The sequence below is a fragment of the Streptomyces sp. NPDC111606 genome (genome assembly GCF_055656945.1).
On sequence record NZ_JBVKBY010000003.1, the window covers coordinates 812,992 to 831,764 of the forward strand.

Sequence of the window (18,773 nt, forward strand, 5' to 3'; positions counted from 1 at the left end):
GGCGGCTCGCGCGGATCACGCAGCGGTGATCCGGGCGAGCCGCCGGTAGGAGTCCACCAGCGCCTCGCGGTCGTACGTGCTCGTCGTGACCAGCACCTCCTGCGCCTGAGTCTCCTTCAGCACCGTCTCCAGCTCGTGCGCGACCTGCTCCTCCGTGCCCGCGATGTGCCCGGCGAGGCCTCCCTCGAAGAAGCCGCGTTCCTTGTCGGTCATGGCCGACGCCTCGACGCGTTCGGCGGGAGCCAGCGGCGGGAAGGTGCCGTGCGTGCGCGAGTACGCCATCGCCCAGGCCTCCGGGACGAGCAGGCGCCGGGCCTCCTCGGGCGTCGCGGCCACCGCGATCGTGCCGGAGATGACGACGTACGGCTCGCCGGCCCAGGCGGAGGGCCGGAAGCGGTTGCGATAGTGATCGATCCCGCGCTGCATCTTCTCCCGGTTCCGCAGATCCCCGATGACCATGGGCAGCCCGGCGCGGGCCGCGATGTCCGCCCCCTCGCCCATCGCCAGCACGAAGGGCGGCACGTTCAGGCCCTCGGCGGGCCGCGCGTGCACACCGGTCGGCGAGGTACCGCGGAACCAGTCGAGCAGCTCCCCGATCTGCGACGCGAAGTCCTCGGCGTCCCCCTTGTCCCGTCCGAGCGCCTTGCGGACGCCGTCCGTGAAGCCGACCGATCGCCCGAGCCCCATGTCGACACGGCCGGGGAAGAGGGACTCCAGCACCCCGAACTGCTCGGCCACGACCAGGGGTTGGTGGTTGGGCAGCATCACCCCGCCGGTGCCGACCCGGATCGTGCGGGTCGCGGCGGCGACGGCGGCGGCCAGCACGGTCGGCGCCGAGCCGGCGACCCCGGGCACACCGTGGTGCTCCGAGACCCAGACACGGTGGTAGCCCAGTTCCTCCAGCTCCCTCGCCAGCCGTACGGTGTCACGCAGCGCTTCTCCGGTCGGGTGGCCCTCGCGGGTGCGGGAGCGGTCGAGGACGGAGAAGCGGGTCGAGGCGATCACGGAGCTCATACCGGGTTCAACACCGGGGAGCCCGCAGGATTCCTCACGGTGCGATGTTGTGGTTCAGGCGGAACAGGTTGCCCGGGTCGTGGCGCCGTTTCAGATCCCTCAGACGGTCGTAGTTCGCCCGGTAGTTGGCCCGTACGCGGTCCTGGTCGTCGCCGTCCATGAAGTTCACGTAGCCGCCGCCCATGGAATGCGGTTCCATCGCCCGGTGGAAGGCGCGCACCCAGTCCTTGCGACCCTCGCACTCCTCACGGGTGGTGAGGGTCGGGCTGAGCGCGATCGAGTAGTCGGCGTCCCGGTAGGAGAAGGCGGTCTCCTCCGGTGCCACGCGGTGGCAGGCCCCGTCGATGGGGAAGACGACCGTGACGCTCTGGATCGAGGGCGTGGTGGCGCCGTACTCGACGAGGGCGTCGACGGCGCCGTCCGGCAGTTCCTTGGTGAAGCTGCCCTTCCAGTAGTGGTACAGCCCGGCGGGCACCAGCTCGTCGAACAGGGTGTTGATCACGGGATAGGGCATGCGCTCCAGGTGCCGCCCCAGGACGGGGCCCAGCGCGGCGACCCGGTCCCGCACCCGGTCGTCCTCGTCCGGCGGGCCGCTCCAGCAGGCGACCACGCCGCACAGCGGCCGCCCGTGCCAGCGCTCGGGCAGGAACGGCACCGGTGGTCCGAGCCCCACGACGAGGACCGCTCCGAGCCGTTCGTCCGCCGCGGCGACCAGGTCCCGGTACCGGCGGATCACGTCGGCGTCGAGGGGGAAGAACGTGGGCCCGCCGAGGATGTCGGCGACGGGGTGCAGCCGGAACGCGAAGGACGTGACGACGCCGAAGTTGCCGCCGCCGCCTCGCACCGCCCACATCAGATCGCTGTGCTGGTCGTCCGTGCAGGTCAGGAAGGAGCCGTCGGCCGTCACCAGGTCAACCGAGACCAGGTTGTCGCAGGCCAGACCGCAGCGCCGGGCCAGGTGGCCCATGCCGCCGCCGGTCGTCAGGCCGCCGACGCCGGTCGTGGAGACGACCCCGCCGGTGGTGGCCAGCCCGAACGCGTGCGTGGCGTGATTGACGTCCGCCCAGGTGCAGCCACCCTCCACCCACGCCGTGCGGGCGCCGGGATCGACGCGGACCCCGCGCATCCGGCCCAGGTCGAGGACGACCCCGCCGTCACACGTGCCGTGGCCGGGGACGCTGTGGCTGCCGCCGCGCACGGCCAGCGGCAGGCCCTGCTCGCGGGCGAAGTTCACCGTGGCGACGACGTCGCCCGCGTCGACGGCCCGCACGATGACGGCCGGCCGCTTGTCGTGCATGGCGTTGTAGACCTTGCGGGCCTCGTCGTAGTCCGGGTCACCGGGCTCGACGACGTCGCCGCGCAGCCGGTCCGTCAGCCGGTGGTCGAGGGTCGCTGTGAAGGTGGCCATGGCCGCCGCTCTCCGTTCGGGTGCCGGGAGGAGGGGATACACCACCGGTGTACGCGCGCGGAGGGGACGTGCTCATCGCCGGAATCGCCCATCCAGGGCGGGAGCAGGGCATGGGCGGAACGGCCCATCCGCGTCACGCGAGACCGTGCCGGTACGCGTATCCCGTCGCCGCAGCCCGCGAGGACACCTGGAGTTTGGCGAAGATGTTGTTCAGGTGCCGGGCGACGGTGTGCTCGCTGATCACCAGCTCAGCGGCGACGGCCCGGTTCGTACGGCCCGCCGCGACCAGCCGCAGCACCTGGATCTCCCGTTCGGTGAGCCCACCGGGCCGCCCCGGGCGCACATCGGCGAGCAGAGCGGCCGCCCGGAGCGCGTCCGGTACGGCGCCGAGCTGCCGGAACACCTGCTCGGCTGCCCGCAGCTCCATGCGGGCACCCTCGTCGTCCCCGGTGGCCCGGTCGGCGGCGGCCAGGGTCGTCCGCACCTGGGCCGTCTCGTACGGCACCTGCAGCTCCAGCCAGAGCGTCAGCGCCCGGCGCAGCCCGGGCAGCGCCCGGTCGAGGTCACGGGCCGCGAAGGCCACAGCGCCGGACGCCGTGGCGGCGCTCGCATGCAGGAGAGTCGTCTGCGAACCGCACCGCCGCTGCCAGTCGCGGGCAAGCAGGGCCAGCTCCTCGGCAGCCGCGCGTGCCTCGGCGGTCCGGCCCAGTGCCAGGTACACCTCCACCTGGGCGGCCAGTAGTCTGCACCGCGTGAGACCGCCCGCCTCGACTCCGCCCGCATGCCGCAGGGCGGCGGCCGCGGCGTCGGCCTTCCCCTGGGCCAATCGCAGCAGGGCGAGGCCGGGCTGCGGGTCGCGGCCGAGTTCATGGGCGCGGTCGTACGACCGCTCCGCCGCCGTGAGCTCACCGCGCCGCCGCTGGATCTGGCCGACCAGGTAGACCGCCTCGGCGGCCGTCCGCCGCTCGTTCGGCAGCACTTCCTTGCAGGTCCGCTCCGCCTCGGTGAGCGCCTCGGGCCAGCTGCCGCGCAGCTCCAGCACCTCGACCCGGTGCACCCGGCACAATCCCCGGAAGTTGTTCTCGGCCGGCATGGCCGCGCACCACCGCATGGCCGCGTCGGTCCATTCGGCGGCGCGTCCCAGATCGACGCAGGCCATGGACTGCTGCAGGCCCAGGCAGTAGACCCAGCCGGTGAAGAAGGAGCTGAGTTCACCCGCCATGGCCGAGCACATCGCCTCGTCCAGCAGGTCGAGCCCCTCACGGACGCGCCCCTGGGACACCAGCACGCCCGCCTGCGCCTGGACGCCCATGGCGAGCAGATCCGGGCTCCCGCGACGCCGCGCGATCCCTGCCATGTGCCGAGCCGCCGCCATCGCTTCGTCGAAGGCACCGCGCCGCTGAGCGTCCTCCGCGTCGACCCAGGCGAGGTAGCACTGCTCGACACACTCCGGTTCACCGCCCAGATGCCGCCGGGCCCGACCCAGCCAGCCGGCGGCCACGGCCGTACGGCCCGCCATTTGGTGCTCGTAGAACAGCAGCCACGCCGAATGGCCCGCCTGCCGGGTGGCCCCCGCCGTGACATACCCGGAGTAGGCGCGTGTCCGCCGGTCGATCGACTCGTCGACACGGCCCGTCCACCAGGCGGCGTCGGCGAACGCGGCGAAGTCGTCCGGAGTGAGTCGGCCGGCGTCCAGGCGGCCCAGCAACCGGTACGCCTCGGCCCAGGCCTCACGCGCGGCGGCATCCCTGGCCTGCCGCAACGTGTCCGCGGCCACCCTGTCCATCGTCCGCTCGGTCACCAGCGGCTCCCTTCTCGCGCTCTGCGAGCAGGACCGGCCCTCCACCAGAATAGGCAGGACGGCGGCCGGGGAGTCAGCCAACGGCCACCTGGAGGGCCTGAGCACGCAGGTGCGTGCCGCCGCTGCCGAGCTCTTCCCTGATGCAGGTCCACAACCGGCCGGGGCGGAAGGGGAGTTCGTACGGCAGCCCCGGTCAGCTCTCGGGACGCAGCAGCCCGCGCTCGTAGGCCTTCACCAGGTGCTGCGGCACGAGGTGGCTGACACCGTCGACGGTGACGGGCACGAGCTGCGGCGTGCTCGCCTTCCACTGGGCGCGGCGGTGGCGGGTGTTGCTGCGGGACATCTTCCGCTTGGGGACAGCCATGACGGACCTCCTCGGTGGGTGAACACCGAGGAGGCTATATGAAAATGGATCCCATTAACAATTGCGTCCCGGGCCTACTCGGGGCTATTCCTGGGCGCCCACCAGCATCCGCACCTCGAACTCCTCGTAGGCGGCGTCGTCCCGGGGCTGCCCGCGGTCGCTCAGCACCGTGCCGAGCCAGCCGAGGAAGAAGCCCGCGGGGATGGAGACGATGCCGGGGTTCTGGAGCGGGAACCAGGCGAAGTCCGAGTCCGGGTAGAAGGAGCCGGGCGTGGCGGAGACCACCGGGGAGAACAGCACCAGCAGCACCGAGCACACCAGGCCGCCCCAGAGGCTGAGCAGCGCTCCCTGGCCCGTGAAGCGGCGCCAGAAGAGGGTGTACACGATCGTCGGCAGGATCGCGGACGCCGCCATCGCGAAGGCGAGGAACGCGAGCGTCGCCGTGTTGGCGCCCCAGGAGACGAGGGCGAGCATCATGGCGAGGACCCCGATGACGGCCGCGGACAGCCGGGCGACCATCAGCTCCTCGGTCTCGCTCGCGCGCCCCTTGCGGATCACCTCGCCGTACAGGTCGTGGGCGAGGGACGACGCGGCGGCGAGGGTGAGGCCGGCCGCGACCGCGAGCAGCGTGACGAAGGCGAGGCAGGACAGCAGGGCGGTGAGGATGCCGCCGCCCAGTGCGTTGGCGAGGAGCAGCACGGCGGAGTCGCCCTTGTGATCCGTCTCCGCGATGGTCTCCCGGCCGACGATGGCGGTGGCGCCGAGACCGAGGACGCCGGCGGCGAGGCAGACCAGGCCGACCAGGCCGACCGCCCACACGACCGAGGAGCGCAGCACGTCGATCCTGCGCGGCGCGAGCAGGCGCATCAGTACATGGGGGAGGGCGGCGAGGCCCAGGACGATCGCCAGTTCCAGGCTGAAGAAATCGAGTTTGCTGGTCGTGCTGACGCCGTAGCGCAGTCCGGGTTCGAGGAACTGCGTGCCGGTGCCGCTGTGGTTCGCGGCCGCGGACAGCAGGGTATTGGGGTTCCAGTCGTAGTGGTTGAGCACCATGACCGCGGTGACCGTCACGCCCGCCACCAGCATCACGGCCTTGATGATCTGGATGACGGTGGCGCCGGGCGCCCCGCCGATCGCGGCGTACACGATGACGACGGTGCCGATCACGATCACGCACAGGGTCCGTGTCGCGGCGCTGGGTTCGCCCGTGAACTGGGTCAACAGGGCGATGCTGCCGACGAGTTGGGCCACGAGATAGAGCGTCGCGATGGCGAGGGTGCACATCGCGATGGCGAGCCTGACCGGGCGTTGCATCCGGGGCAGCCGCAGGGCCAGCGTGTCACCCAGGGTGAACTTGCCCGCGCGGCGCAGGGGTTCGGCGATGAGCAGCAGCACCATCATCCAGGCGACGACGGTCCCGCCCAGGTACAGCAGTCCGTCGTACCCGTTGAGTGCGACCAGTCCGGTGCTGCCCAGCAGGGTCGCGGCCGACACGTAGTCGCCGCACATCGCGAGGCCGTTGCGCAGCGGGGACATGGTGCGGTTGCCGAGGTAGAACTCGCTGATCTCGTCGCGCTGAGGGGCTGTCAGCAGCGCCATGAACAGCGTGACCACGACCACCGTCAGGAAGAGCACGAACGTCAGGTTGAGGCTGAATCTGTCGACTACGCCTGCGGACACGGTCACCACGTGCGGTGCCCCCCGGCCTCGCCGTGCGGCGTCGCGGCGCGGGGTGATCCCAGTTCCTGCTGCCGCAGTCGCGAGGCCAGGCCACGGGCCAGCGGGTCGACGCGGGTGCGCATGTGCCGTACATAGCACCAGGCCGTCACGCCCATCACGGCGAACTGGCCGAGACCCAGCGCGAGGCCGAGGGTGAGGTTGCCGGTCAGACGCTGGTTCATCAGGCCGGGAGCGGCGTGCGACAGCAGTACGTACAGCAGGAATCCGCCGACCGACAGGATCGTCGCGCGCACGCCGAACCTGCGCTGGGCGCGGCGAAGTGAGTGGAATTCGGCGTCTTCGGATATGCGTTTGGACGGTACGGGGCCATTAACCGGAGAACTGTATGTGAGAGATTTGTCGTGCCATGGTGAAAACTCGGGCACAGGCGCACCTTCTTCGCTGCGACATGCCGAACGCACTGGGGAGTGCGGGCCTGATGGGGGACGAGGGGCGGGCGGCGAAAAGCCGGAAGCCGGAGTATGACAGCGCTCTCTTTGAGCAATCAACCGTCGACGTGAATTGCCGCCCCACGGTGGCGCATTAGTCCCTCTTGTTTTTTCGGCGATCGCGTGAAGTTTGCGGATAACGACTGTCAGTGAATTAGTCCGGACCATGTGTTCGGGGCGGACTGTTTCACATCAGGGCCCCGGATTAGGGTGAGCGATGTGAACGACAGCAACGACCGCCCCCTCGCCGTCTTCGACCTGGACAACACCCTCGCCGACACGGCGCACCGGCAGCACTTCCTGGAGCGCAAGCCGCGTGACTGGGACGGCTTCTTCGGCGCCGCCCCGGACGATCCGCCCCTCTCGGAGGGCATCGCTCTGGTGCGGGAGAGCGCGAAGGAGTGCGAGGTCCGCTATCTGACCGGGCGGCCCGAGCGCTGCCGGCGCGACACGCTCGACTGGCTCGCCACGCACGGGCTGCCCGAGGGGCGCGTGTACATGCGGCGCAACGACGACCGGCGGCCCGCCCGGCGCACCAAGCTGGAGATCCTGCGCCGCCTCGCCCGGACCCACGAGATCCGGGTCCTGGTGGACGACGACGAGCTGGTCTGCGAGGACGCCGAACGGGCCGGATTCACCGTCGTACGGGCACGTTGGTCCGCCCCGTCCGCAGCGCTGAAGGTGGCGCAGGAGCGGGAGGGGCGGACCTGAGGAGCGGACCGGGGCCTGCTACCCGGTCTCGTCGAGGCGGAAGCCGACCTTCATGGTCACCTGCCAGTGCGCGATCTGCCCGTTGTCGAGCTGGCCGCGCACCTCGGTCACCTCGAACCAGTCCAGGTTGTGCAGGGTCTGCGAGGCACGCTTGATGCCGTTGCGGATGGCCTGGTCCACGCCCTCCGGCGAGGTGCCGACGATATCCGTGACCCGGTAGGTGTGGTTCGACATGTGGGTGCTCCTCTCACACGCGTCACTCCACGGTGCCCCAAGGCGGGGCATCGCGCGAGCCGTCCGTCACCGCGCCACGCTCAGTGACAGCGCGAAGCGCCCCTCGCCGTCCGTCCACCAGTGCGCCAGCTCCAGCCCGGCATCCGACAGTTCCGCGCGGACACCGTTCCTCCGGAACTTCGCCGACACCTCGGTGCGCATGTCCTCGCCCGCCGCGAAGTCGACGGCGAGGCCCAGCGCGGGCACCTTCACCGTCTGCGCGGTACGCGAGCGCAGCCGCATCTCGATCCACTCGTGGTCCGCGTCCCAGACGGCGACGTGGTCGAACGCGGCCGGATCGAAGTCGGCGCCCAACTCGCGGTCGATCACCGCCAGGACGTTCTTGTTGAACGCGGCCGTCACCCCGGCCGCGTCGTCGTACGCCTCGACCAGGACCCTCTCGTCCTTGACCAGATCCGTGCCGAGCAGCAGCGCGTCACCGGGGGAGAGGAGGGACCGCACCGAGGCAAGGAACGCCGCACGCTCGGCCGGCAGCAGGTTGCCGACCGTGCCGCCGAGGAACGCCACCAGCCGGGGTCCCGGTGTGTCCGGCAGCGTCAGCCCGCCGGTGAAGTCGGCGATCAGCGCGTGCACGTCGAGCTCCGGCCGCTCCTCGATGAGCGCCTGCCCGGCCTGCGTGAGCGCGCTCTCGCTGACGTCGACGGGGACGTACGTGTGCAGCCCCGTCAGCGCGTCGATCAGGTACCGCGTCTTCTCCGAGGAGCCGGAGCCCAGTTCGACCAGTGTGCGGGCGCCCGTGACCGCGGCGATCTCGCCGGCCCGGTCGACGAGGATCTCCCGCTCGGCGCGCGTCGGGTAGTACTCGGGCAACTCGGTGATCTTCTCGAACAGTTCGCTGCCCTGCGCGTCGTAGAACCACTTCGGCGGCAGGGTCTTGGGCGTGCTCGTCAGGCCCTTGAGGACGTCGGCGCGCAGCGCGGCGTCGGTGGCGTCCTCGGGCAGGGTGCGAGTGAGAAGGAACGGACTCACGTGCTGGGCTCCTTCGGTCGTGCGGAGGCGGAGGGTTGCAGGGGGTCGCTCGGATCCTTGAGCGGGGTGAGCAGCACGTCGGTGCGGCTCGCCGCGAGGAGGGTCCGGTCGGGGACCTCCTGCCAGTGCGGATCGTCGTCGTACGGCTCGGAGGCCACGACGGTGCCGCCGCCGGGCCGGGTGAGGTGGAAGAGGGTGTCGCCCCAGGCGGTCGCGGTGATGGTCTCGCCGTTGGTGAGCAGCAGGTTGAGCCGGGAACCGGGGGCCGCCTCGGCGACCTCCAGGACCGTGTCGGCCAGCGCCTGCCCCTCCTCGTCGCCGCCGCGCAGGCGCGCGAGGACCAGTGCCCACACGAGCGCCGAGTCGTTGCGGGCCTCCATCGACAGCACGTCCACCGCGGGCAGGGTCGGCACGAGCGGCGCGAGCGAGCCCGGCCAGCCCTTCACCGCGCCGTTGTGGCTGAACAGCCAGGGACCGCCGGCGAACGGCGCCGCCGCGGCCTCCTGATCGGCGCCCGGCAGCGTCGCGTCCCGTACGGCGGCCAGCAGCGCGCCGCTGCGTACGACCCGTGCCAGATCGGCGAAGGACGGATCCGCCCAGATGGGCCCGGCCCGGCGGTACCGGGCCGGCACCGGGTCCCCCTCGGCGTACCAACCGACCCCGAAACCATCGGCGTTGACAGTCCCGTACCGCTGCCGCCGAGGCGCCCACGACTGGCGGTACAGGCTGTGCGGCGGCTCGACCAGGAGTCTGCCGAGCGGCTCCTCGGGGCCCAGATAGGCCAGGTGACGGCACATCAGGCGTCCCCCGCGGACCGGGCCGTGCGGAACCCGGAGAAGATCTGCCGACGTATCGGATAGTCCCAGTTGCGGAAGGTGCCCCGGCAGGCCACCGCGTCCACGGCGAACGCACCGCCGCGCAGCACCTTGTACTCCGGCCCGAAGAACACCTCCGAGTACTCCTTGTACGGGAACGCCTGGAAATCCGGGTACGGCAGGAAGTCGCTCGCCGTCCACTCCCACACGTCGCCTATCAACTGCCGTACGCCGAGGGGTGATTCGCCCTCCGGGTAGCTGCCGGCGGGCGCCGGGCGCAGATGCCGCTGGCCGAGGTTGGCGTGCTCCGGTCCGGGATCGTCGTCGCCCCACGGGTAGCGCATCGAGCGGTCCCCGGCGGGGTCGTGGCGGGCGGCCTTCTCCCACTCGGCCTCGGTGGGCAGCCGGCGCCCGGCCCAGCGGGCGTAGGCGTCCGCCTCGTACCAGCACACGTGCAGGACGGGCTCGTCCGGCGGTACCACCTCGGTGACGCCGAAGCGGCGGCGGAGCCACTGCTTGCCGTCCCGGCGCCAGAACAGCGGGGCGTGGATCGAGTTCCCGCGGATGTGCGCCCAGCCTTCCGGCGTCCACCAGCGGTCGTCGTCGTAGCCGCCGTCCTCGATGAACGCCTTGTAGGCGGCGTTCGTCACCGGTGTGGTGTCGATGTAGAACGGCGGTACCTCGCGCCGGTGCGCCGGGCGTTCGTTGTCCAGTGCCCACGGCTCGGTCGAGGTGCCCATCGTGAACGGGCCTCCGGGGACCAGGACTTCGGACGGGCCCGTCAGCAAGGGTGCCGGTTCCGGGTCGGGGGCGGTCAGGGCCTGCGGGCCCCTGCGGAGCTGATGGGTGATCAGCATCGTCTCGTCGTGCTGCTGTTCGTGCTGCGCGATCATCCCGAAGGCGAATGCCGCCTCGGTCAGTCGCGTCCCGTGGAACGCGGTGCTCTCCAGCAGGTCCAGGACCCGCCCGCGCACCTCGGACGCGTAGTGACGGGCCTCGGTCGGCGGCAGCAGCGGCAGGGTGGGGCGGGCGGCGCGGGGGTGCTCGAAGGCGTCGTAGATGCCGTCGATCTCGGGCCGCATCGCCTCCCGGCCGGCGACCGTCCGGAGCAGCCACTGCTCCTCCTGGTTGCCGATGTGCGCGAGGTCCCAGACCAGCGGGGACATCAGCGGTGAGTGCTGGGCGGTGAGATCGGGGTCCTCGACGCAGGAGGTCAGCAGGGTCGTCCGGGCACGGGCGGTGGTGAGGGTGGTCAGTGCCCGCTCGCGGAGCGTGTCGGCGTCGTGGGCGGGGTCGGTCATGTCCGGTCGTCCTTCCCGTGCAGGATGCGGTCCGTGCCGTAGAGCTCGTCCAGCAGGTCGTCGGCGGGGCAGCGGCCCTTGCTGACATAGCGGTCCCGGTACGCCGCGACGGCGGCCGTGACCTCGGTCGTGGCCCCCAGCCGGGGCAGGGCCTCCAGTGCCGCCGCGAAGCAGGTGTCGGCGACCTCCTGCAACTCGGGGTCGGCGAGGCCCGAGCGGGCCGCGTCGAGCCACAGCGGGTTGTGCGGCGCGGGCAGCGACATGGCGCGCTCGGCCAGCGGCTTCACCGCGCGGTAGGCGGTCTCGGCGGCCTCGGGGTCGTCGAAGAGCGCCGTGGCCACGGCGAGCGGCACGATCCAGCCGTCCTCGCCCGGCTGCGCGTCGATCATGCGCAGTTCCAGATGGCCCCGCGGTCTGACCGGCGGGAACAGGGTCGTCAGGTGGTAGTCGAGGTCCTCCTGCGTCGGTGGCCTCGGCGCTCCCGACCTGGTCCACTCCCGGAACGTCAGCTCGTCCGGGACGTCCCACGGGCCGCCGTCCTGCCGAACGCACATCACCGGCGCGTCCAGGACGTGCCGCGCCCAGGCGACCCGCGGGTCGCCGTCCAGCGGAGGTGCGCCCGCGCGGCCCGGGCCGATCTCCATCCACAGCAGCTGCCGGGTGGAGAGCCAGCCCGTGGGCTCGTTCCCGGCCAGCGGGGAGTTGGCGAAGGCGGCGACCAGGACCGCGCCCAGCTGGTGTGCCAGCCACCAGCGCCGTCCGTGCCCGAGCGGGCCGGGCTCCTCGTATCCGGAGTCCAGGCACACCTGCACGGAGGCCGAGGTGCACATCATGGCGCGGCCGGCCGGGCCCGCCCGGTCCAGATACGCCTCCATGGCGTCATAGCGCGGCTGGCGCAGGAAACGGCGGGGCGGGTGCCAGGGATCGTTGCCCATGCCGACGAGACCGAGGTTCTGCTTGCGCAGCACCGCGCGGGCGGCGTCGAGGTCGGCGGAGACGGTACCGATGCACTCCATCAGCGAGGTGGCGGGCGGGGAGCTCAGCTCCAGCTGACCGCCGGGTTCGACGGTGAGCGCCGACCTCAGGGGCACGGTCCGTAGTGCGGCGTAGGCCGCTTCGAGTCGTTCGGGTGTCACGGGGAGCTGCGGGCTGTGCAGCTCGTGGACGAGCCATTCCACTTCGACCCCGAGGCTGCGGGGCGGGCCGGTCTTGAAGCAGATGCCCCTGACGAGGGCCTCCACCTCGGCTTCGGTGACTGCGGAGCGCGGCTGCTCCGTACAGTCGCTCACCGAATCTGACATGTCTTGGATCCTCCTGAGAGTCCACGATGCCGCCCGGCCCGGATCTTGTGGGCGGGCCGGCACACTCGTCCCACCCAAGACCCTCACGTCGCTTCGCACAAGGGCGCGTACCGGCACGTTCCGGGTGCGTAATCTTTGCTCTCCGGGCGTTTGCGGGGGCTTTCCCGCTCGTTCTCGGTCGGCTGTCGGCGCCCGGGAATTCTGTTGCACCGCACGACCAGCATCGCTCAGGATGCGTGCATGAGCACGGCGGGGGAGATCGCGTGCAGCCGACGCGGTCGCACGGTCATGGCGCGCACGGGGGTGGCGCCATGAGCGCGCGCCTGCGCGGCATCGCGCAGCAGACGGAGGAGATCGTGGCGGCGGGGAGGTACCGCGCGCCGGACGGCCGCGAGGTGTCCCTCGCGGCGGCGATCGAGGCGGCGCGGGACGGCACCCTGATGTACGGGCCGGACCCGGTGCCGGTGCCGCAGATCCCCCAGCTGGAGACGTTCTTCGAGGTCACGGGCGAGAGCAGCCTGGAGGCCGCCCGTCGCCTCGGCGCCGGGACGGCCGTACTGAACTTCGCCTCGGCCCGCAATCCGGGCGGCGGCTTTCTGAACGGCGCGCAGGCCCAGGAGGAAGCCCTGTGCCGCGCCTCGGCGCTGTACACCAGCCTGCTCGGCGCCCGCGCGTTCTACGACCACCACCGCGCCCACCGCGACCCGTTCTACACCGACCGTGTCATCCACTCACCCGGCGTGCCGGTCTTCCGCGACGACCGCGGCCGGCTGCTTCAGACCCCGTACACCGCCGGTTTCCTGACCGCCGCCGCACCGAACGCGGGCGTCATCCGGCGTACGGCCCCACAGCGCACGGCCGAGCTGCCGGGCGCCCTTGCGACCCGGGCGGAGCGGGTGCTGGAGACGGCCGTGGCGCACGGGTACCGGCGACTGGTGCTCGGTGCCTGGGGCTGCGGGGTGTTCCAGAACGACCCGGCGCAGGTGGCGGGCGCGTTCCAGGGGCTGCTCGCGCCCGGCGGGCGGTTCGCCGGGGCGTTCGAGCACGTGGTGTTCGGCATCCTGGACCGCACGCCCGACAGCCCGGTGCGAGCCGCATTCGTACGGGCGTTCCCCGAGGGCCGGCTCCGGCCGTAGCGCTCAGGTCCAGCCGTAGCGCTCGTGCAGCCGGTGCCTGACCAGGTTGAACCGCCCGCGGTCCAGGGCGCACGCCTCCCGGCGCATGCCCTGCTCGTGCAGGCGGAGGATGCGGTCCACGTCGACCCAGGAGTCGCGCCCCGTCCGGTCCCACGGCCCGCTGCCGATGGCGACCCACTCACGGTCCCCGTCGTGCCGCTTGCTCGACAGCTGCACCGCGAGGAACGTCCCTCCGGCCTCCCGGGCCACCACGAGCACCGGCCGGTCCTTGCCCCGCCCGTCGTTCTCCTCGAAGGGCACCCAGGTCCAGACGATCTCCCCGGGGTCGGGGTCGCCGTCGTGCGCGGGGGAGTACTCGGTGCGCACCTTGCCGACCTTGCGGGGATCGGCCTCGGTGGTGGCGGAGGGGCCGTGGCGGCCCGGGACGTTCTCATCGGTGGAGATGCTCACGGGGGCACCCTAGAGGCTGCCCCCGCAAGCAATTCCGCCGGGTCACTTCTCGTCCATCGGCACCTTCTGAGCGAGCCCGTTGAGCGGGGAACCCTCCTTCGGGTCCTGCCCGTTCTGGTTCATGGACGCCAGCAGCTGCCGGGCCAGCCCCAGTCCCGTACCGCCCATGGTGAGCGCCTTGGCGAACATGTCCGCCATGCCGTCGGCGCCGTTCAGCAGCACCATGTTGTCGACGCTGCCGAAGGCGGACGCTCCGGCCCGGACGATCTCCGGCCAGTTCTCGGCGAGTTGCTGCGCGACCACGGCCTCCTGGTTCTCGGCCAGGGCGGCGGCCCGGGCCTTGATGGCCTCCGCCTCCGCGAGCCCCTTGGCCTTGGCCGCCTCGGCGTCCGCGAGACCCCTTGCCTGCGCGGCGGAGGCCTCGGCCTCTCCGGTGGCCCGGGTCGCGGCCGCCGTGGCCGTGCCGCGCGTCTTGGTCGCCTCGGCCTCCGCGCCCGCGGCCGTCTTGACGCGGGTCGCCTCGGCCGCGGCCGCCAGCTCCGTCTCCTTCGCCTTGGCCTGCGCCGCCGAGATCCGCGCGTCGCGCTCGGCCTCGGCCAGCGTGCGCTTCTCGTAGGCCTGCGCGTCGGCGGGCTTGCGCACGTCGGCCTGGAGCTGCTGCTCGCGCCGGTGCGCCTCCAGTTCGGCGACCCGCGTCTCCTGGACGACGACCTCCTGCCGGGCGGCCGCGTCGGCGAGCGGACCGGCCTGCCGGGCCTTGGCCCCCGCCTTGTCGCGCTCGGCCTGGTAGCCGGCCTGGAGGATCTCGCTGTCCCGGGTCGCCTCGGCCATCCGCGCGTAACTCTGCTGCTCCGCCTCGGTGGCGAGACGGTTCGCCTCGGCCTGCGCGATCCGCGCGTCCCGCTGCACGGCCGCCGCGTGCGGCATGGCCAGGTTCTGGATGTACCCGGTGGGGTCCTCGATCTCGTGGATCTGCAGCGAGTCGACGATGAGCCCGAGCTTCTCCATCTCGGTACCGCAGGCCGCCCGCGTCTGCCCGGTGAGCTTGTCCCGGTCGCGGATCATGTCCTCCACCGTCAACCCGCCCACGATGGACCGCAGATGACCGGCGAAGACGTTGTGCACCCGCTCCGACATCAGCTTCTGCTGGTCGAGGAAACGGCGGGCCGCGTTGGCGATCGACACGAAGTCGTCGCCCACCTTGAAGATGACCACGCCCCGCACCTTCAGCGGAATGCCCTGGTGCGTCACGCAGTCCACCTGCAACTCGGTCTCGTTGAGGTCGAGCGACAGCTTGCGCACCGCCTGCACCCCGGGCAGCACCAGCGTGCCCCGCCCGGTGACGATCCGAAAGCCCATGCCCTCCTCGAGGCCCTCGGTGCGGTGCTTGGAACCGGAGATGACCAGCGCCTCGTTGGGCTCGGCGACCCGCCACATCATCTTGAACAAACCGATCAGAACGAGGACGGCAGCTACCGCCACCCCCGCAACGACGCCGACAACCATCGGCATACGCCCCCTTTGGATGGTGCCCTTTCGGCACCGAACGAATGGGAGTGTGCGCCTGTGCGCCACGCAGGTACAGGGGTTGACGCATCCTTGCCGCAACCTTGACGCAGACGGCTCTCACCTGCGAAGGAACGGGCTCAACTGTCGTATGCAGCCTGGACGTAGACGGTCCGCGGCGGCTGGTACTCCACCACCATCACCACCGTGCCGCGTTCGATGCGGTCGGTGCCGGTGGCCGGATAGGCGAGGAAGTGCTCGGCGCCGCCGCGCACCCGCACCATCACCTCGCCGACGAGCCCGGGTCCCACCGTGCCGGTGACCCGCCCCATGAGCCCGACCATCGACGCATCGTCCATCGTCACAGGGTAGGTCCTGCGGTCCCTCAGACGACCGGGGCGGGAACGGTCTCGCCCTGCTGCGGCGGCCACAGCTCGTGCCAGCGCAGCTCCGCCTCCAACTGCGCGGCCAGCGAGATCAGCAGGGGCTCGCTGTTCGCCGGCCCGAGCAACTGGGCACCGACGGGCAGACCGTCCACAAACCCGGCGGGGACGTTCACACCGGGCCAGCCCAGCACGTTCCACGGCCAGGCGTAGGGACAGGCGGCGATCATCGCCCGGTCGGTGGCGAAACCGCCGAGCTCGAGCATCGCGCCGATGCGGGGCGGGGGAGCGGCCGTCGTGGGCGCGAGGATCACGTCGTACGACTCGTAGAACGCGCCGATACGACGGTGCAGCACCGCCTCCGCGCGCCGTGCCGCCCGCAGCGGGACCCCGCCGAGGAGCCGGCCCAGCCGGGCGGCGTCCCGGGTGCGCCGGTCGAGCAGCGCGGGGAAGGGCGCCGCGCTCGCCCACTCGGCGATGCCGACCGTCGCGCGCGGGATGAAGGTCAGCCCGATCTGGCCGTACGGCGGATCGGCCTCCTCGACGAAGTGCCCCAACGCGCTCAGTTTCTCGGCGAGTCGGACGACCCTGGCCCGCACCTCCGGCTGCAGACGCGCGGGCAGTGCGGTGAACGGCGGCTTGAGGGAGAGGGCGATGCGAAGCCGTCCGGGTTCGCGGCCCACGGCCTGCGAGGCGTCGACCGCCGGCGGGCGGTGCGGGTCGAGGTCGTGGTTGCCGGCGGCGGCGTCCAGCAGGAGGGCGGCGTCGGCCACCGTACGGGCGAGGGTGCCGTTGACGGTGATGCCCTGGAAGGACTCGCCGCGCGGCCAGGTGGAGACGCGGCCGCGCTGCGGCTTGATGCCGATGAGATGCGTCCACGATGCCGGGATCCGCACCGAACCGGCGCCGTCCGAGCCGAGCGCGGCGGGCACCAGACCGGCGGCCACGGCGGCCGCCGAACCACCGGACGAGCCGCCCGGCGTGTGGTCCGCGTGCCACGGGTTGCGGGTCGCGCCGAAGGCCGGCCCCTCGGTGAACGGCCACTGTCCCAGCTCGCAGGTGTTCGTCTTGCCCACGATCACCGCCCCGGCCGCGCGCAGCCGCCGCACCGCCTCACCGTCCTCGGCGACCGGAGGGAACTCGCCGCAACAGCCGAACGCGGTCGGTTCGCCCGCCACGTCCATGTCGTCCTTCACCGCGACCGGGACGCCCAGCATTGGCCGGCGCCCGCCGGCGGCGAGTTCCGCGTCGGCGGCCTTCGCCTCGGCGAGGGCGGCCTCGGCCCGGACCACCCGGAAGGCGTTGAGGGACCCCTGGGTCGCCTCGATCCGCGCGAGCGCCTCCGCGACCAGCGCCTGCGACGTCACCTCCCCGTCGGCCAGCGCACGGGCGGACTCGGCGAGGCCTACGGCACGGTCGGGTGTCATACGGGCACCTCCGGAACGACGTTGTCTACCGAACAGTAACCTCCGAGGCCCGTCGGTGGAACGACTTGGGAAACGGGGGGAGTCCGATTGGGGGAGCGCTGAAGGAGCACAGGTTTCCCACAGGCCTCTTCCGCTTCGTGCGCGAAGGATTGACGAGGCCTGGTCCCACCCCTACCGTCTGATCGCTCTGCCGAACTGTGTTCGAAATGTCGAACGAAGTGCGTCCCTGAACCCCCTGAATCCCCATACCCCCGAACGTCATGGAGAGCCGCCGTGACCCCACCTCCCCCCAGACCGTCCCGCCGCACCTTGCTGCGCGCGATGGCCGTCCTGCCCGCCCCGGCCCTCGTGCTGGGTGAAGCGCCCGGACTGCTCGGTACCGCCCTGGCCGCCGCACCGCCCACCGGGTCCGCCACCCGCTACACGATCGTGCCGTTCCTGAACAGCAACGACGGCACCGTGAACGTCTATCAGTCGGACGACGCCACCGACTTCCGCCTGGCGAAGGCCTCCGCGTACACCCCGCCGAGCAACCGCATCCGCGACGCGAGCGTCCTCAAGCACACCAACGGCTACTACTACGTCACCTACACGACCCACACCTGGCAGGACACCAGCACCACCATCGGATTCGCCCGCAGCACCGACCGGCTCAACTGGACGTTCCTGTACGACTACACGGTCCCGATCGCGGGCCTCTCCCGCGCGTGGGCGCCGGAGTGGTTCGTCGACAGCGACGGCAGCGTGAACGTCATCGTGTCCTGCTCGACCACCAACGACGAGTGGATCTTCACGCCCTATCTGCTGAGGGCCACGAACTCCGCACTGACGGCGTGGAGTTCACCGGTGACGCTGTCCGGGATCGGCGCGAACCACATCGACACCTTCATCGTGAAGCTGGGCTCGACCTACCACGCCTTCACGAAGAATGAGACGACGAAGTACATCGAGTACGCCACGGCGCCCAGCCTCACCGGCCCGTACACGATCTCCCGCACCGGGGACTGGGCGGGCTGGGGCAGCTACCGGGAGGGCCCGGCACTCGTCCAGCTCGACAACGGCGGCTGGCGGCTCTTCTTCGACGGCTACGGCGACGGCACCTACTACTACAGCGACAGTTACGACACCTTCGCGACCTGGTCCGCCCCGGCCGCCCTGCCCGCCGTCTCCGGAACGGCCCGCCACTTCACGGTCATCAAGGAGACCGTCACGGGCGGCCCGGCCCTGGCGAAGAACGTCACCCGGTCCTTCCAGTCGGCCAACTACCCCACCCGTTACTGGCAGGCACAGTCGTCCCTGCTCAACCTCCCGGTGGTCAGCGGCTCCAGCACGACCGCCGAGAAGCAGGCATCGACCTTCACGGTGGTGCCCGGCCTCGCCGACGCGAACGGCCACTCCTTCCACGACTCCTCCGGCAAGTACCTCCGCCACTGGGACTTCCGGGCCCGCTTCGACACCGACGACGGCACGTCGACGTTCGCGAGGGACGCCACGTTCGTCGCCCGCACGGGCACATCGAGCGGCGCGCTCCGCTTCGAGTCGTACAACTATCCCGGGTACTACCTGCGGCACTACGGCTATCAGCTGCGGGTGGAACGGGCGGACGGGACTGAGCTGTTCCGGCAGGACAGTTCGTTCGTGCCGGTGGGGGCCTGGGCCTGAGCCGCACTCCTGCTGGCCTGGGAAGTTGCGTTGAGGACTGCGGAGGGCTTCCCTCCCGTGTAA

Annotated in this window: 18 protein-coding genes; 3 read left to right on the plus strand and 15 right to left on the minus strand. The window is 71.5% G+C overall.

The window, feature by feature from the left end:
- Positions 1 to 15: 15 nt before the first annotated feature.
- From ACZ7M7_RS15330 to ACZ7M7_RS15355, 6 genes are all read right to left on the minus strand, one after another.
- Complete coding sequence (locus ACZ7M7_RS15330; protein WP_472116570.1) at positions 16 to 1,014, minus strand: LLM class flavin-dependent oxidoreductase; 999 nt, start codon at positions 1,012 to 1,014, stop codon at positions 16 to 18.
- Positions 1,015 to 1,048: 34 nt separating this feature from the next.
- Positions 1,049 to 2,422 carry an FAD-binding oxidoreductase gene (locus ACZ7M7_RS15335; RefSeq protein WP_472116574.1) on the minus strand — a complete coding sequence of 458 codons (1,374 nt, stop codon included), beginning with the start codon at positions 2,420 to 2,422 and terminating at the stop codon, positions 1,049 to 1,051.
- 133 nt (positions 2,423 to 2,555) lie between these two features.
- Entirely contained in the window at positions 2,556 to 4,223 is a 1,668-nt protein-coding gene (locus ACZ7M7_RS15340) for a LuxR C-terminal-related transcriptional regulator (protein ID WP_472116577.1), read from the minus strand.
- A gap of 193 nt (positions 4,224 to 4,416) precedes the next feature.
- Positions 4,417 to 4,587, minus strand: coding sequence for a 50S ribosomal protein L32 (gene rpmF / locus ACZ7M7_RS15345; protein WP_427844222.1), 171 nt, complete (start codon positions 4,585 to 4,587; stop codon positions 4,417 to 4,419).
- Positions 4,588 to 4,671: 84 nt separating this feature from the next.
- Positions 4,672 to 6,276, minus strand: coding sequence for a solute symporter family protein (locus ACZ7M7_RS15350; RefSeq protein WP_472116579.1), 1,605 nt, complete (start codon positions 6,274 to 6,276; stop codon positions 4,672 to 4,674).
- Positions 6,270 to 6,560, minus strand: coding sequence for a DUF485 domain-containing protein (locus tag ACZ7M7_RS15355; protein WP_472116582.1), 291 nt, complete (start codon positions 6,558 to 6,560; stop codon positions 6,270 to 6,272). The genes ACZ7M7_RS15350 and ACZ7M7_RS15355 overlap by 7 nt, the downstream gene beginning before the upstream one ends.
- 414 nt (positions 6,561 to 6,974) lie before the next feature.
- Here ACZ7M7_RS15355 and ACZ7M7_RS15360 point away from each other — a divergent pair, with 414 nt between their 5' ends.
- Positions 6,975 to 7,466 (plus strand): phosphatase domain-containing protein, encoded by a 492-nt coding sequence (locus tag ACZ7M7_RS15360; RefSeq protein ID WP_472116585.1) that lies wholly within the window; start codon positions 6,975 to 6,977, stop codon positions 7,464 to 7,466.
- A gap of 18 nt (positions 7,467 to 7,484) precedes the next feature.
- Here the strand turns inward: ACZ7M7_RS15360 and ACZ7M7_RS15365 are convergent, their stop codons facing one another.
- From ACZ7M7_RS15365 to egtA, 5 genes are all read right to left on the minus strand, one after another.
- Complete coding sequence (locus ACZ7M7_RS15365) at positions 7,485 to 7,700, minus strand: dodecin (protein ID WP_383616547.1); 216 nt, start codon at positions 7,698 to 7,700, stop codon at positions 7,485 to 7,487.
- 66 nt (positions 7,701 to 7,766) lie between these two features.
- Complete coding sequence (egtD, locus tag ACZ7M7_RS15370) at positions 7,767 to 8,729, minus strand: L-histidine N(alpha)-methyltransferase (RefSeq protein ID WP_472116588.1); 963 nt, start codon at positions 8,727 to 8,729, stop codon at positions 7,767 to 7,769.
- Positions 8,726 to 9,526, minus strand: coding sequence for an ergothioneine biosynthesis protein EgtC (gene egtC, locus ACZ7M7_RS15375; protein ID WP_472116591.1), 801 nt, complete (start codon positions 9,524 to 9,526; stop codon positions 8,726 to 8,728). Before egtC ends, egtD begins: the two co-directional genes overlap by 4 nt.
- Positions 9,526 to 10,845 carry an ergothioneine biosynthesis protein EgtB gene (gene egtB / locus ACZ7M7_RS15380; RefSeq protein WP_472116594.1) on the minus strand — a complete coding sequence of 440 codons (1,320 nt, stop codon included), beginning with the start codon at positions 10,843 to 10,845 and terminating at the stop codon, positions 9,526 to 9,528. Before egtB ends, egtC begins: the two co-directional genes overlap by 1 nt.
- Positions 10,842 to 12,146 carry an ergothioneine biosynthesis glutamate--cysteine ligase EgtA gene (gene egtA, locus ACZ7M7_RS15385; protein WP_472116597.1) on the minus strand — a complete coding sequence of 435 codons (1,305 nt, stop codon included), beginning with the start codon at positions 12,144 to 12,146 and terminating at the stop codon, positions 10,842 to 10,844. The genes egtB and egtA overlap by 4 nt, the downstream gene beginning before the upstream one ends.
- A gap of 311 nt (positions 12,147 to 12,457) precedes the next feature.
- Here egtA and ACZ7M7_RS15390 point away from each other — a divergent pair, with 311 nt between their 5' ends.
- Positions 12,458 to 13,282: a TIGR02452 family protein gene (locus tag ACZ7M7_RS15390; RefSeq protein ID WP_472116600.1), complete on the plus strand. Its 825-nt coding sequence runs from the start codon at positions 12,458 to 12,460 to the stop codon at positions 13,280 to 13,282.
- 3 nt (positions 13,283 to 13,285) lie between these two features.
- Here the strand turns inward: ACZ7M7_RS15390 and ACZ7M7_RS15395 are convergent, their stop codons facing one another.
- The 4 genes from ACZ7M7_RS15395 to ACZ7M7_RS15410 all read right to left on the minus strand — a co-directional run bounded on the left by ACZ7M7_RS15395 (position 13,286) and on the right by ACZ7M7_RS15410 (position 17,048).
- Positions 13,286 to 13,732: a type II toxin-antitoxin system PemK/MazF family toxin gene (locus ACZ7M7_RS15395; protein WP_451168811.1), complete on the minus strand. Its 447-nt coding sequence runs from the start codon at positions 13,730 to 13,732 to the stop codon at positions 13,286 to 13,288.
- Positions 13,733 to 13,774: 42 nt separating this feature from the next.
- Positions 13,775 to 15,244 carry a flotillin family protein gene (locus ACZ7M7_RS15400; protein WP_472116603.1) on the minus strand — a complete coding sequence of 490 codons (1,470 nt, stop codon included), beginning with the start codon at positions 15,242 to 15,244 and terminating at the stop codon, positions 13,775 to 13,777.
- Positions 15,245 to 15,378: 134 nt separating this feature from the next.
- Positions 15,379 to 15,597 (minus strand): hypothetical protein, encoded by a 219-nt coding sequence (locus tag ACZ7M7_RS15405; RefSeq protein ID WP_369274989.1) that lies wholly within the window; start codon positions 15,595 to 15,597, stop codon positions 15,379 to 15,381.
- 26 nt (positions 15,598 to 15,623) lie between these two features.
- A complete protein-coding gene (locus ACZ7M7_RS15410) occupies positions 15,624 to 17,048 on the minus strand; it encodes an amidase (RefSeq protein WP_472116606.1) in 1,425 nt (474 codons plus the stop codon).
- Between the two features lie 273 nt (positions 17,049 to 17,321).
- On the opposite strand from ACZ7M7_RS15410, the gene ACZ7M7_RS15415 reads away from it, so the two are divergent.
- Entirely contained in the window at positions 17,322 to 18,710 is a 1,389-nt protein-coding gene (locus tag ACZ7M7_RS15415) for a glycoside hydrolase family 43 protein (RefSeq protein ID WP_472116610.1), read from the plus strand.
- The last annotated feature ends 63 nt before the right edge of the window (positions 18,711 to 18,773 follow it).